We start from the raw sequence: 13,876 nt of genomic DNA, 5'->3' as shown, positions 1-13,876 counted from the left end.
TCGGGTCAGGCGGGCCGGCCTCCGTTGATCAGTGACGTGATCAGGGAGTCGACCTCGTTGCGAATGAGCTCCGCGACCGCGTCGGCGAGCTGCGCGGAGGCCGGGTCGGTGAACTGCGTCATGAGAGTGCGCAGCCTCGTCACCTCGTCCGGTATCGGCCTGGGGGTGTGCCGCCATACCGCCGCGCATCGGGCATCGACGTCGAGGGTCGCGGTCATGGCCTCGTTGACGTCGGCCACCGACTGCTGCACCGCACGCCGCATCACACCCAGGGTGACCGGGTCCAGGTGGCCGTCGCCGTAGATTCGCCACGGGCCGTCGCCCACCTCGTTGGTCACCGTGACGCCGGTCCTGTTGAGGTGGTCGTGCAGGGCCTTGGCGACCAGGCCGGCGACCAAGTCCGGCTTGGTGCGGGCGGCGACCTCGATCAGCGTGGTGAACATGGTGGGCTGCAACGGAAGCGTGAGCCCCCAGATCTTCACCGGGTGATCGATGCCCTGGAGCACGCTGAACTTCTGGGTGAGCGCGCCGATGGTGGCCTTTCCCGCCACTCGGGTGAAGAAGTCGCGCGCCGCGTCGGTGAAGTCGCCGTCGCGGTAGAACCGGGCGGCGAACTTCTCGGCGAGCACCGCCCGGTTGAACAGGTGGCCGGCGGCGAAGGCGTCGGTCAGGAAGTGGTCGCCGAAGGCGTTGACGACCAGCGCCCACTCCGGAAGGACGGAGGCGTCGGGCGTTTCCGCGGCGGCCCGCCGGGCCTCCCCGATGGCCTGACGGTGGTGGGTCTCCCAGGCGTCCCGGTGGTTGCGGGCGTCGGCGGGCGCGGGATCGCCGAGCAGCGCGGCCGGGGCGAAGTGCTCGGCGTTGTCCTCGGCCAGGCGCAGGTACCGCCCGTGGGTCGCCGAGTTCCAGTCCAGGGTGGTGACGTCGAGCGCGGGTTCGCGGCGGCCTCCCTCGTCGTACCGGGTGCTGCGAGCGACGAGGTCCTTGATGGTCGTGAGCTCGGCGGGGTCGGCCGAGGCGAGCTCGGCGACGGATGCGTAGAGGTCGGGCATCGCGATCAATTGGCCGTAGGAGAACGTGACGCCGGGGCTGCGGCCGGCGCGCAGACGGTCCACGTAGAGGTCGCCGCCGGTCCGGACGTGCTCGCCCGTGTCGTAGAGCGGGTGGCTGAGGTCCGGCACGGGGGTCGGCTGCACAGGCTGCGGTGGCTGCACCGGGGCCGGATCCTGCCGCCGCTCCTCGTCGAAGAGGCGGTCGAAGTCGGCGAAGCGGTTGTCCATCTCGACGGTGCCGAGGTCGTAGCTGTTGGCGTAGGTCATGCTCTGCGCCAGCCGGTCGAAGATCGCCTGGGTCGGTGAGGGCTCGACGGGCGGTGGCGGGGCCGGTTGCGGCGCCGGCGGGGGCGCGGCGGCGGGCGCGGGTAGGGGCTCGGGCTCGGGGACCGAGCCCCGGATGGAGCGCATGTCGGCGGCGAAGTCGTCATCGGACGGTGCCGGGACGGTCGCTTGCGGGACGGTCGCTTCCGCGGCCGCAGGTGGGACAGGCGGCGCTGTCGTGGGCGGTGTCGTGGGAGGTGGAGGTGCGGGCACGGCGGGCACGGCGGCCGGTTCCGGTGCGGGCGGCGCAGGCGTCGGCGGGGCGACCGGAACCGCGGCGGCCGGCGGATCCGGGACGACGTACTCCTCGGAATCGTCGTTCAGCACCGCCGGAGTAAGCCCGTCGTCGACCGAGAATGTGACGCTCAGGCCGCCGGACTTTTCCGGCTTCGGCGTGGCGCGCCACCCCGGATGGAGAGCCGCCGGAGCCTGCCGCCGAGGCGCTGCCGGGCGCCCGTAATAGCGCCGCATCAGGTCCTCGAAACTGCGGTACAACAGGTCGTCTTTCATCACGCCCTCACGTTCACCCGCGCGATCGCGAACGGGTCGAAGGTCAGCACCAGCTCGTTGCAGGCCGACAGCCGGTGCGCCCGCCCGACCCCGACCCGTACCTCGTCCGCGCTGCTGGACAACACCTCGGCCAGGCGGTCGTTCACCACCGCCACCGGCGGGAACGCCGGGTCCACGGCCAGGTTGGCGCCGCGCACGACCAGCACCGGATCCGTGGCGTCGGTGGACAGGCTCACCCCGTCGATCCGTGGTGGGTTCTGGTTGCGCCGGCTCTTGCGGATCTGGTTCGCCAGCTTCGTGTAGTCGATCTCCCCGTCCGACGCCGCCTCCAGATCGATCTTCCGGCGTTCGATCTGTGCGAGGTCGTCGACCGAGTTGACGCCGAGCTTCCGCAACGTCTTGCGGGTCGTCTTGTCGACGTCGATGTGGCGCAGCCCCACATCGTCCGGCGCGGCCGGCATCTTCGTGGTGGCCCGTACCTGCTGGTCGGTGATGGAGTTCAGCTGGATGGAGACCTTCGACGCCCCCTGCTGACCGGGTTGCGCCGTCACGAAGGTGACCTGGTCGCCGTCGTAGGACGGGAAGATGTTGAGGTCGAGCGCGACCTCCTTGACCGTGTACGTCAGCGGCCGGTTGATCGCCCGCACCGCGAGGGTCTCGCGCGTGCGGTCCAGGTCCACGACGAGCGAGTCGACGAAGTCCTCCAGCTGCCAGCCGGTGTTCTCAGCCATGGTCGTCCCCGTCCAGCTCGGCCCGCAGGCGCAGCGTGTGGTACGACGGCCGCAACGACGTTTCCACCCGGTACAGCGGCGGCGCGACGCCTATCCGCACCATCCCGTCCGGAGCGACGACGACGTCGAGCTCGACCGAGGTCTCCATGCCGAAGCCGCTCACGTACGCCCGGACGCCCGCACCCGGGTCCACCAGCTCCGCGCCGTCCGGCAGCACCCCGGCGACGAACTCGTCGACGCGAAGGAACGCCTCATCCATGGGCCGGCGCCCGTACGGGTGGGGCCTCGGGACCGGCCGGCAGCAGCGCGATCCGCTCCGACACCTCGACGTCGTATCCCTCGATGACGTACTCGGGGGTGTTCTCGGCGGGTGGGTCCGGTTCGGCCATGGCGGGCCTCCTCACTGCCGGGCTTTCAGGGCGAGCAGCCGCGCGGCCACCGGCATCGGGAACCGCGCGGTCTCCGTCATCAGGTTCGTCACCTGGCCGTTCTCGTCGGTGCCGGCCGCCGAGGCGAGCGTGAAGGCGACCCGGCGCAGCACCGCCCCGACCCAGACCGCCCCGCGCTCGCCGTGCCGGCCCCGGAATCGCACAGGCCGCACGAACTCGACGGCGTTGTCGCGGGCGAACCGCGCGGTGCGGAACGCCGACAGCCGGGACTCGTCCAGTGGGACGCCTCCGGACCACTGCGGCAGCAGGCCGTTGAGCGTCACCGGGCTGAGTTCGATGCCGGACTTGAGCCGGCCCGTGACGCTCTCGGTGACCCCGTCGAGGTCGTCGGCGACCCGCTGGATCCGGGTCTCCATCAGCCCGTTGGTGTCCTGGTCCGTGGCGATCAGGAACGTGTAGCGGGCGGTGACGTCCAGCTCCCAGAGCCGCTTGCCGCCGGCGGCGGCCGGGCTTTCCCAGACCTTGTGCCAGAAGTCGCGGAACCGCACCAGGTCGGTGAGCTCGCGCTCGTCGGCGTCGGCGTCGCCGCGGCTCTGCAGGAACCAGCCCGACACGAGCACGAGCTCCGCCGAGCCGTACGCCCGATAGACGTTCTCGCCGGTACGGCCGCGCCAGCGCAGCTCGGCGCAGGCGACCAGGGGAGAGTCCGTCGGAAGCCGCGCCGTCTCGACCGCGCTCAGCTCGGCCGCCAGCTCGGTGCCGGCGACCACGTCCCGCAGTCTGGCCGTCGTACGGTGCAGGACCGCCTCGTCCCCGGGGCGCTTCAGGGTGACGGTGAGGATGGCCCTGGGGAGCGGTCCCTTCGGCGGCGTGCCGGTCACGTCGAGCCGGACGCGCAGCCGGACCGGGCGGCCGTGGGCGAAGACCGGGTACGGCTTGCCGTTCCAGGTGACCGGGTCGGCGGTGACGAAGGTGAGGACCGCCTGCCGGCTCACGCCCGGGATGCCGGTTAGCAGCGGCGGCACGCTCTGCGCGGTGGCCACCCCGGCCTGTTGCAGCAGCCGGGCGAGCGCCTCGAGCTCGGCACCCTGTGCGGGGGCCTGGGCGCGGGCCTCGAGCACCTGGTTGAGCAGCAGGCGCCGGTTGACCTCGCTGAGGATGTCGGTGACCAGCTTGTTGTTGGCCTGCCGCAGCTGGAGCCGGTTCTGGTTGGCCGAGTTCAGCAGATCGGGAATGATCTTGATGATCGGGCCGAGCAGCGTGGCGATGGCGGCGTCGTCGATGCCGAAGATGAGCGGCCGCGCGAACCGGTTGCCCTCCAGGCTCTTGGCCGGTCTCAGGATCCCGGGCGCCGGGAGCGCCGCGGGCGCGGAGGCCGGGACCGCTGCGGGCGCGGAGGCCGGGACCGCCGCGGGCGGGGGGGCCGGGAGCGCCGCCGGGGCACCGGTCAGCGCGCCGAGCAGGGACCGGATGAGCCCGGCCAGCATGTCGGTCTGCGGGTCGGCGGGGCCGGGCGGCGAGGTTCCGGGTCCCATCAGCTTCACGGCCACCGGCGCGGCGATCTTGAGGATCTGGCCGAGCAGGTCACCGAGCGAGGCCGGCCGCGCGTACTCCTGCTGTGCGGTCCGGCACGCGACCCGGCGCGGCTGCCCGTACGCGGTGCTCATCGGGACCGACCACCCGCCGCGCCGCAGCGGCACGACGCGAGAGTGGGCCGCCGCCAGGCCCGCGGCACCCTTGGCCGTGAACAGCTGGGCGTACGCGCCGCGCGGATCCAGCGCCGAGGCGGGCACGACCAGCCGGACCGGCGGGCGGAAGGGCTCCCCGTCCGTGCGTCCGGTGCCCGAGTCGAAGTAGACGTCGTCGACCCAGTCGATGCCATCGCTGCGCCTGACCTTCCTGCCGACTTTCAGGCGGTAGTGGGTGTTCGTGCCGGTGTCGATGTCGAGTCCGACGCCGGTGTCGTCGTCGGACACCAGGTCGAGCAGCGCGAGTGCCATGGTCCGTTCACGTCATCGCGCCGGTGGTGCGCTCTGGCCCGGCTTCTGACCCTGGGGAAGGGCGGCCACTCCGCCGTCGGCGTACATGTCGGCGAAGTTGTCGAGCCGGAAGTAGTCGGTCGCGAACTCGATGTTGACCCGGCCCTTGAGGGTGGCGGAAAGGTCGTCGGTGGCCCGCTTGTCGGACGTGTTGACCTGGATGTTGGTGTTGTTGACCGAGAGGTTGCCCTCGGAGCCGCCGAAGATCCCGAAGCCGGGCGGGCGCCAGCCGAACTCCACCGCGCTCGTGTTGATGTTCTGGTCCTCGTGGTGGGCCTTGCTCTGCCGGTTCGCCTTCACGCTGAACTCGACGTTCGCCTCGACGACGCCCTTCTTCACGACCAGCCGGGTCACGCCCATGGCGATCATGTCGCGCAGCGCCGCCCGGTGTTCCTTGGCCATGTTGATCTTGGCTTCCAGCAGGGCGCGCTTGACCTCGGCGTCCTCGGTGTCGACCTTCTCGCCGTTCGGGTCGGTCAGGCTCAGCTTGGTGCTGCCGTCCTCGGCCCGCTCGGTCATGACGTTGTACCGGTCGCTGCGGGTCTCGGCCAGGCGGGCGAAGCTCTCGTCGTCCTTGATCTGCTTGATGAAGTCGGCGGTGGACTTCGTCGCCTCCTTCATCAGCTTGATGTAGGCGTCCGTCTGCTGCTTCATCACGCTGATGTTGGCGTCGAACACGGCCTTGAGCAGGTCGGCCACGAACTGGGGGAAGTCCACCGAGTCCACCAGCTCGTTGAACGCCTTGGTGTCGCCGCCGAATCCCGGGTCGTAGCCCTGGTAGCCCATGTCCTTGCCGGAGTCGGTCGCCATCGGCCGGGCCAGCCCGAGCCGGTCGCGCTGCCGGTCGAGGTTCTCCTGGACGAGCGACAGATAGATGTCCTTCTGCTCGGCCAACGGCATCCGGTGATACGGCGCGCAGTCCCGCAGCACGTCGCGCACCTGGGCCCGCGCCTGGCCGAGCATCTCGCTGTCGCTGGGGATCAGCGTCACACGTTCGTCCACGTTCGTCCCTCTTTCCCCGGTCGAGTCGACGGCCCTACCGCTCAGAAGTCCCACTCGTCCGTGGTTTGCGGCGCGTTGCCGGGCAGTGCGACACCGCCCGCCGCCACCTGGTCGTCCGGCTCGGTGCCGTCGGCGCCCTTGAGGTCGTCCACCAGCCCCTCCTGCAGGATGCTCTGCGTCGAGATGTACGCGTCGACCGTGCTGATGAACTGCGAGAAGTTCGGCTCCGCGTCGAACGTCGCCGCGTCGTACCCCGCGATGGCCCGGATGATCTGATGCCCGTACGTCGCCTTGTTGTTGAAGACGGTGGCGCGCGGCCGCGCGCGGCGCTGTTCCATCGCCAGGTTCTCGACGACCTTCCAGATGCTTCCGCCGCCGGGGACCACGGCGCGGATCACCTCGGGGTGCGCCAGGATGCGCCGGGTCACGAAGGTGAACTCGGCCGAGATCAACGGGCTGATCACGTTGGCCATGCCGGTGCAGTGCGCCGACAGGTTGTAGAGCAGGTCCTCGACCGCCTGCATGACGTTCTGCTTGGAGACGAAGCTGGTCGGGTTCGGGCTCAGCTGCGCCCGCTGGAGGTAGTTCGCCGACTCCAGCATCAGCATCTTCCACAGCCGGGGGAACTCGTCGTTGGCGACGATGTCGGCGTCCGGGCCGGGCCCGGCGCCGAGGTTGAACACCTGGCGGTAGAACATCTGGCGCTCGGCCGGACGGCTGCGGTCCGCGGTCTGCTTGAGCCCGGTGCGCGGGTCGGTCATGGTGAACTCGTTGGAGAACACGTACTGCTTGAGGTCCTGCCGCAGGCGCGGGTCCTCGATGGTGAACGTACGGCGCACCAGATAGTGGTGGGTGAAGTAGTTGACCACGTCGAAGATGCCGAGCTCGTCGCCGAGCGTCATCGTGTAGTACAGCTGGGCCGCGCACTTGACGGCCGAGCGGTCGACCACGGCGGTCGCCTCGTCGTCGGTCAGGAAGGTGACGTCGAAGTCGCGATCGGCGTCGGCCGCGTCCGGCGCCGGCCGCTGCTCCAGCTCGATCCCGCCCTTGATCTGCGAGATGAACAGGGGCAGGAAGAACTTGACGTTGTTCTTGTCGATCGGAACCGGCGACTGCTTGATGTACTGGACGAGCTGCGGCTTGAGCTCGGGCGGGATGGTGCCGATGTTCGCCTGCTCGATCAGCTTCAGCTCGTCGCTGTTGAACAGCAGGTTGTCGACGATCGCGTCGAGCCGGGCCCGGAACAGCGGCCGGTTCAGCGGCAGCGCGGCCGCCCGGATGTCCTTCGCGAGCTGGCCGCCGTCGCTGTTGGCGTCGTCGACGTCGAGCTTCTCATCCTCGACGATCATCCGGGCCGCACTGATCGCGACGTAGTCGGCGATGCTGCGGACGCCGGCCCGGCCGGACACCAGCGCGTTCTTCACCGCGTTGACGTCGCGCAGGCCCATCCGGCGGAAGGCGATCAGCAGCAGGAAGTCACGGGTGGCCGGCCGGCTCGCGTCGAGGACCGCCTGGGCCGTCGGGGTGAGGTTGAGCCAGTCCTCGGCGAGGCTTTCGGCGACCGCGTACTTCAGCTCGGAGAGGTCCGGAGTGACGTCCGCGATCTCGGAGAGGGTGTGCCAGGAGTTGTCGTCGGTGGCCTTGCTGAGCCGATCGGCGACGCTGTTGGTGGCCCACCGGGGCAGGTTCGTCCGCCGCGGGGTCAACGGTGACGCCAGCAACACCGTCAGATCCAGGGGCGTCTTGGCGGGCGCTCCTCCCCCCGCGCCGGCCGCTTTCGCCGCGGCGGCCCCGGCCCCCGCCGCTCCGGCCGCCGCGCCGGGGGGCGCTCCGGGTCCGGCGGGGGGCGCGGCGACCGCGGCGCCCGGCCCGGCCACGACCGGGGCCACGAAGACCCGGCGGCTCAGTAGCGCCTCGAGCTCGGTCAGGCACGCGGTGACCTCGGGGTCCAGGGTCGGGACGGCGGCGAACCCGGAGACGAGCGGCCTCTTGATCCGGAACGGCAGAGCGCCGTTGACGACGGATGACGTGATCATCGTGTCCCCTTCTGGACCTTCAGTTCAGCGAATGCGTCAGGAGCCGGAACGCGTCGGCCAGATTGAGCAGGCCGTACCCCGAGTGCTTGTCGCGCGGTCGGGGAGTGAGCCGGTCGGAGGTGTCCCGCAGGATTCCGGCCACCTCGGTCGGCGACAGGGACCGGCCGCGCTCGTGGGCCAGCGACTGCAGCAGGGCGACGCCGCCGGTCACGAACGGCGCGGCCTGGGAGGTGCCGGAGGCCACCGCGTACGCGTGCGGCACGTACGCGCTGTGGATGCCGACGCCGGGCGCCACCACGGTGATGCCGGCACCGTACGAGGTGAACGGCGCCACCGCGCCGCCGCCGTCGACCGCCCCGACGGCTATGACGCCGGGCAGCGCACCCGGGTAGTACAGGGCGGCGGTGCCGTCGTTCCCGCTCGCCGCGACGACGGTGACGCCGCGCGCGAGGGCGTACGCGATGACGTCGCGGTGCGGCAGCCCGCCCTCGGTGTGCCGGATGCCGAGGCTCATGTTGATCACAGCGGCGCCGTTGTCCACGGCCCACTTGATCCCGGCGTTGATGTTGTCCACGATCCCGGCGCCGACCCGGCGGTCGCCCTCGCGGACGGTGGCGAGCACGCGTACCGCCATCAGGCCGCAACCGGGCGCCACGCCCTCGTCCATGGCCAGGCCGCGGGCGCCGATGATGCCGCTGACGTGGGTGCCGTGCCCGACTTCGTCGTCCGGCCGGTCGTCGTACCCGGTGATGTCGCCGACGAACGTGCGGGTGTCGAGGCCCCGGAGCTCCACGAAGTCCGCCCGGCCGGCGAACCGCCCGGCCAGCTCCGGATGCCCGAGGTCGGCGCCGGTGTCGACGACCGCGATCCGGATCGCCGGTAGGCCGGCGGTGACCGCCCGCGCGTACGGCAGGAAGATGGCCTCGCCGGGCCGGCGTCGCGCCGCGGCGGGTGACCCACCGCGCGGATCCGGCAACGGCACGGTGGCGACCTCGAGGCTGTGCGCGGCCTCCACGCCGGGCAGGTGCCGCAGCCGGTGCACGACCTCCGCGCCGGGCTCCCGTCCGTCCGGGAGGATCAGCCGGAAGGTGCGGTCCAGCCCGTGTGCCACCTCGGCGTCGTTCCACGTAGGACCCGCCGCCGGAAACTCCCGGGTCGCCCAGAATCGCAGCCCGGCGTCCGCCATCACCCGGTCGACCGGCGGCTCGAGGCTGCCGCGGACCACGGACTTGTCGGTCACGAAGGTGAGCCAGTCGGGCAGGCGCGCGCCACCCGCCGCGGGCGCGCGCAACTTGACGACGACGTGAGGCTTCACCCGACCAGACTTCGCGACACCGGCGGGTGCCCGCTTCGGGGATTTCCCTACATGCCGTCCTCGAACCCGCCCGAGACCAGCACCCTGGTGAGCTCGGACCGGGACCGCACGCCGAGCTTGCGGTACACCCGGGTCAAATGCGCCTCGACCGTCTTGCGGGAGACGAACAACGTGCTCGCCGCTTCGTCGTTGGTCAGCCCGCGCCCCACCGCCCGCGCCACCTGCATCTCCTGGGCCGACAGGCGATCCACGGCCGGGCGGGCGTTGCGGGCGCCGCGCCGCTGGCCGGTGGCCGCCAGCTCACCGGCCGCCTGCCGCACCCACCGCGTGGCGCCGAGCGACTCGAAGGCCGCCTGCGCGGCCAGCAACGGTCCGCGCGCGTCGGCCGGACGCCGGGCGCGGCGCAGGGCCGCACCCCGGCTGAGCAGGGTACGAGCCTGCTCGAACGGTATCGGGCGGCGGCGCAGGGCCAGGTCCGCCCGGTCGAAGCAGGCCATCGCCTCCTCGGCGGTCGCGGCGAGCACCCCGGCGCAGCGGGCCGCCGCGGCCGCCGGCCAGACCAGCCCGGTGCGCGCCGCCGACTCGTGCAGCCAGGCCGTCACCTCGGCCGCCCGGCCGCCGTTGCCGGCCCGGACGTGCGCCTCGACGAGATCGGCCGCGACCGGTACGACGCACGGGTTGCCGACCCCGCGCTCCACCGTGTAGGCGTACGCGAGCTCCAGATGGCTGATCGCGGCGTCGAGCTCGCCGTGTCCGAGCGCGGCCAGGCCCAGGCTCCCCGGCAAGTACGCCTCGAGGCTGCCCACGCCGTGCGGGCCCACCTCACGCCGGGCCCGCGACACGAGGCCCTCGCAGCGGGAGCGATCGCCGCGCAGCGCCGCCAGCCGCGCCAGGCAGGCCAGGCCGTATCCCAGCGTGCTGACCTGGCCGGACTCCTCGGCCCAGCGCAGCGCCTCGGCCGCGTCCGCGGACGCGGCCGCCCATCGGCCGGCCCAGCATTCGATCTCGCTGCGGATCGCCAGCGCCAGCGGCAGCAGCGCCGGCGTGGCGTCCCGGCGGGCGGCGTCGATCACCCGGTTGACCAGCTTCTGGCCGCCTTCCGGGTCATCGGCCCAGGCCAGGCACTGCCCGGCGAGGGTCAGCAGCTGCCGCTCGGCCGGTGGCCGGTCGGCGAGCAGGAAGTCACCGGCCTGTTCGAGCAGCGCACGGCCGGCCGCCACGTCGCCCCGCAGGACGTACGCCTGGCCGAGCATCAGCCGGCCCGGCGCCGGGTCCACCGAGGACCGGCGGGCCAGCTCGACGCTGGCTTGCGCGTGCTCGACGGCTTCCGTGACCTGTCCGTCCAGCACGGCCGGCAGCGTCGCCTCGCCGAGCAGCATGCTGGCTCGCGCCGGATCGGTCGGCTCGATCGCCCGGGCCGCGGCCACCAGGGCCTCGTGCGCGCCTGTGGGCTGGCCTATCCACGTACGGATGCGCCCGCGCAACAGCTCGAGGTCGGCCCGTACCGGTGGTTCGCACGCGCCGGCCAGCGCCTCGTCGCACCAGCTCAGCGCCTCCGTCGACGAGCCGCCGACGAACGCGTCCCGCGCGGCTTCCAGCATGCGGCCGGCCCGCAGCATCGGATCCGGGGTCAGGGCGGCGGCGCGGTGCCCGGCCCGCGCCGCGTCGCCGTGGCCACCGCGGCCACGGGCGTCGGCCGCGGCCCGCAGCAGATCGTCGGCCACGCTCTCGTCCGGTCGCGTCGCCGCCTCCGCCCGGTACCAGGCCCGCGCGGCGCCCGAGGAGACCGTGGCCAGCGCGCGGCAGGCGCCGATCCGGTGGCCCAGCGTCGTTTGCTGCAGCACCACCGCTCGCAGGATCGGGTGGCGGAAGTCGATCGTCGCCGTCGTCGCCACGACCATCCCGGTCGCCTCGGCCGGCCCGAGCGCGTCCAGGCTCAGCCCCTGCGCGGTCAGCGCGGCCGCGATGCCCGCGGCCGCGGGATCGTGGCTCGCCGCCACGACCGCGAGCGCGGCCCGGGTGGCGTCCGGCAGCTCCTCGATGCGGCACGACCAGGCCTGCCGCAGCATGCGGCCCAGCGGCAGCTCGCCGATCGGCTCGTCGCCGGACAGCTGCGCGGGCCGCAGCGCGGAACCGGCTTCGAGCAGGGCCAGGGGGTTGCCCGCGCTCAACCGGTGCAGCTTGTCGCTCACCCGGTCGGCCGGGTCGTAGCCGTGCTGCCGAAGCAGGTCCGCGGACTCCTCGCGGGACAGCCCGGCGAGCTGGAGAACCGGCAGACTCCGCGGGTCGATCAGCGCGCCGCCGTCCAGCCTCACCGTGAACAAGAGCGCCGCCCGCTCGAAGAGCAGGCGGCGTGCCATGAACATCAGGACCCGCTGCGAGGACGGGTCCGTCCACTGGAGGTCGTCCACCAGCATGGTCACCGGGCTGGCGTCGGCGGCAGCGGCCAACACGCTCAACGCGGCGGCGCAGACGACGTACGGATTGGGCTCCGCCCGGTCGCTCAGCGCCAGGCAGCCCTCCAACGCGTCCCGCTGAACCCGCGGGATATCCCTGAAATGCCGGCGGATCGGGATCAAAAGGTCGGCAAGCGCGGCGAAGGGCAGCACGGCCTCCGATTCCACCCCGCGGGCGCGCAGCACCACCGGCTCGGCGCGGCTGGCCGCGTGGTCGAGCAGGGCGGTCTTGCCGATCCCGGGCTCACCGCAGATCACCAGCGTGCCGCCCCGCGTCGCGGACCCGGCCAGCAACGCCTCGACGACCGCGCACTCGTGGCGGCGACCGATCATGGCTTGACCGTGGAGTCCGTCCCAGCGGCGAGCGAGCACGGCCGACCCCCTTGGCGGACCCGACGTCAGCAGGTATCGACCGACATTTTGCGCTGGTTCGAGGGTCCCCGGGGAGACACCGTTCCGGCGGTCCCGGTGTCGGAAAGCCGTCGCACACCGGCAACCCGTCGGCGTCGTCCGCGGTCGGGAACGACGCGGACGGAACCATATTCCGGGGCTGACCTTTCGCGGCCGAGACGGCGGTCGAGCAATGCGGCGACATGTCGGCCCATCGTCTGCCCACCCTTCTCCACCAGCCGGTACGAAGCCCAGGACACCGCCAGGGTGACGGCAACGATCCCGCCGGCGATCAACGCCTGCTCGGCGAGCGTTCGTCGGCTTCCATCGGGTACCAGCACGTACCGGAACAAGTAGACGACCGGCTGGTGCAGCAGATAGACGGAATAACTGACGGTGCCCAGCCAGGCCAGGAAGCGGGGAATCCGCCGGTGCCGGAGCAGAAATGCGATACCGAAGGTCGCCGCCACCGCGACGACGGCTCCGATCTCGTTGCCCTGGTTGATGGACAACCGTTTCGCGTCGCGGAAGACCGAAGGCAGGTGCGCCCAGAACGCCGTCATCATGGCCAGGACCACGACCACCAGGGACAGCATGGCGGTACGGGGCCGGATGACGCGGTGTTGGGCGTGATAGACCACGGTGCCGGCGAACATGGCGGCCAGCATGAGAAGAGCGACCCACGAACCGACGAGGGCGCTGCCCGGCGGCACGTTGGCATTCATGAGCGGGAGAAGGAAGAACGCGCCGCCCACCATCGCCGCCATGACCGCGGCCTTGCGCTTGCCGGAGAGGTACGCGGCCACGCTGCACACCATGGCGGCGAACACGACCACCGTGACGACGAAGCGCCGTGTCGGGTCGGGGATGAGCAGCTGGCCGGGCAGCAGGGGGCCGGCAAGAAGTCCGACGAGCGCCAGGCCGGGCGCGATCCAGACCGCCATCCGGTTCATCCGGAACACGAACAGGGCGGAGACCAGGAGATAGAAGAGCATCTCGAAGGTCAGCGTCCAGTAGGTGATGAGCATGCTGGGCAAGCCCAACATGTCCTGCATGAGGACGACGTGTCCGAGAGTGGCCGTCAGCGGTTCCTCCCGCAGAGTCGCCGGAACGGGGAGAACACCGGTGGCGAAGAAGCCCGCCATCATCAGGGCGGACAGCAGCAGGGCCGGGTAGACCCGGAAGACCCGGCCGACCCAGAAACGGCGAAGGCTGCGACTGCGCTCCAGCGACAACGGGATGACGTAGCCGCTCACGACGAAGAAGAGAACGACACCGTACCGGCCGACGTGGACGAATCCGTCGAGCAATTCCGAGCGCAGATCCTTCAGCACGTACGCCATCACGTGCGACAGCATCGCGGCCAGTGCGCCGATTCCCCGTAACGCGTCCAGCCATTCGAGGCGGCTGGTGGGCGCGCTGCTTGCGGGGGCATCCATCGCGGCGATGGGGCTCGCAGTCAAATCCTTTTCCTTTTCCGGGGCATCTGTCAGCCGCTCGCCTGAAATGGTCGGTTCAACGGCAGTCGTGCGAAGTCCATCTCATTTGCTGCACGATGCCGGTGAATCGTCTTTCGGTATGGCGGCCTTCGGGGCAGCGCCACTCGCATCGTCGGTTGAGGTCGCGCGCGAC

The 13,876-nt window shown here is 71.6% G+C and carries 10 protein-coding genes; all 10 read right to left on the bottom strand.

All coding sequences use genetic code 11. The annotated features are described in order from the left end of the window. Window positions 1–5 precede the first annotated feature (5 nt). The 10 genes from IEY99_RS22355 to IEY99_RS22310 all read right to left on the bottom strand — a co-directional run bounded on the left by IEY99_RS22355 (window position 6) and on the right by IEY99_RS22310 (window position 13,683). Window positions 6–1,889 (bottom strand): hypothetical protein, encoded by a 1,884-nt coding sequence (locus IEY99_RS22355; RefSeq protein ID WP_194505971.1) that lies wholly within the window; start codon window positions 1,887–1,889, stop codon window positions 6–8. Continuing rightward, window positions 1,886–2,617: a hypothetical protein gene (locus tag IEY99_RS22350; protein WP_189205986.1), complete on the bottom strand. Its 732-nt coding sequence runs from the start codon at window positions 2,615–2,617 to the stop codon at window positions 1,886–1,888. Before IEY99_RS22350 ends, IEY99_RS22355 begins: the two co-directional genes overlap by 4 nt. Next, complete coding sequence (locus IEY99_RS22345) at window positions 2,610–2,876, bottom strand: hypothetical protein (RefSeq protein WP_189205985.1); 267 nt, start codon at window positions 2,874–2,876, stop codon at window positions 2,610–2,612. Before IEY99_RS22345 ends, IEY99_RS22350 begins: the two co-directional genes overlap by 8 nt. Next, window positions 2,869–3,006, bottom strand: a complete 138-nt coding sequence (locus IEY99_RS22340) for a hypothetical protein (protein ID WP_189205984.1) — start codon at window positions 3,004–3,006, stop codon at window positions 2,869–2,871. Before IEY99_RS22340 ends, IEY99_RS22345 begins: the two co-directional genes overlap by 8 nt. Window positions 3,007–3,017: 11 nt before the next feature. Then, window positions 3,018–5,006 carry a hypothetical protein gene (locus tag IEY99_RS22335; RefSeq protein WP_189205983.1) on the bottom strand — a complete coding sequence of 663 codons (1,989 nt, stop codon included), beginning with the start codon at window positions 5,004–5,006 and terminating at the stop codon, window positions 3,018–3,020. A 12-nt stretch (window positions 5,007–5,018) separates the two neighbouring features. Beyond that, window positions 5,019–6,047 (bottom strand): hypothetical protein, encoded by a 1,029-nt coding sequence (locus tag IEY99_RS22330; protein ID WP_189205982.1) that lies wholly within the window; start codon window positions 6,045–6,047, stop codon window positions 5,019–5,021. Between the two features lie 41 nt (window positions 6,048–6,088). After that, entirely contained in the window at window positions 6,089–8,083 is a 1,995-nt protein-coding gene (locus IEY99_RS22325; protein ID WP_189205981.1) for a hypothetical protein, read from the bottom strand. A gap of 19 nt (window positions 8,084–8,102) precedes the next feature. Further along, window positions 8,103–9,398 (bottom strand): S8 family serine peptidase, encoded by a 1,296-nt coding sequence (locus tag IEY99_RS22320; protein ID WP_189205980.1) that lies wholly within the window; start codon window positions 9,396–9,398, stop codon window positions 8,103–8,105. A 47-nt stretch (window positions 9,399–9,445) separates the two neighbouring features. After that, window positions 9,446–12,187 carry a helix-turn-helix transcriptional regulator gene (locus IEY99_RS22315; protein WP_189205979.1) on the bottom strand — a complete coding sequence of 914 codons (2,742 nt, stop codon included), beginning with the start codon at window positions 12,185–12,187 and terminating at the stop codon, window positions 9,446–9,448. A gap of 65 nt (window positions 12,188–12,252) precedes the next feature. Beyond that, window positions 12,253–13,683 carry an acyltransferase family protein gene (locus tag IEY99_RS22310; RefSeq protein WP_194505970.1) on the bottom strand — a complete coding sequence of 477 codons (1,431 nt, stop codon included), beginning with the start codon at window positions 13,681–13,683 and terminating at the stop codon, window positions 12,253–12,255. Window positions 13,684–13,876 lie beyond the last annotated feature (193 nt).

This window comes from Couchioplanes azureus, from assembly GCF_014648355.1.
GTDB classification, from domain to species: Bacteria; Actinomycetota; Actinomycetes; order Mycobacteriales; family Micromonosporaceae; genus Actinoplanes; species Actinoplanes azureus.
Note: the sequence above shows the minus strand (reverse complement) of the source record. Positions and strands in the feature narration are given on the sequence as shown.

Coding starts and splice junctions, on each gene's coding strand:
- IEY99_RS22350 (WP_189205986.1), bottom strand. CDS start 2,617: ATGGCTGAGAACACCGGCTGGCAGCTGGAGGACTTCGTCGACTCGCTC.
- IEY99_RS22345 (WP_189205985.1), bottom strand. CDS start 2,876: ATGGATGAGGCGTTCCTTCGCGTCGACGAGTTCGTCGCCGGGGTGCTG.
- IEY99_RS22340 (WP_189205984.1), bottom strand. CDS start 3,006: ATGGCCGAACCGGACCCACCCGCCGAGAACACCCCCGAGTACGTCATC.
- IEY99_RS22335 (WP_189205983.1), bottom strand. CDS start 5,006: ATGGCACTCGCGCTGCTCGACCTGGTGTCCGACGACGACACCGGCGTC.
- IEY99_RS22325 (WP_189205981.1), bottom strand. CDS start 8,083: ATGATCACGTCATCCGTCGTCAACGGCGCTCTGCCGTTCCGGATCAAG.
- IEY99_RS22315 (WP_189205979.1), bottom strand. CDS start 12,187: ATGATCGGTCGCCGCCACGAGTGCGCGGTCGTCGAGGCGTTGCTGGCC.
- IEY99_RS22310 (WP_194505970.1), bottom strand. CDS start 13,683: ATGGATGCCCCCGCAAGCAGCGCGCCCACCAGCCGCCTCGAATGGCTG.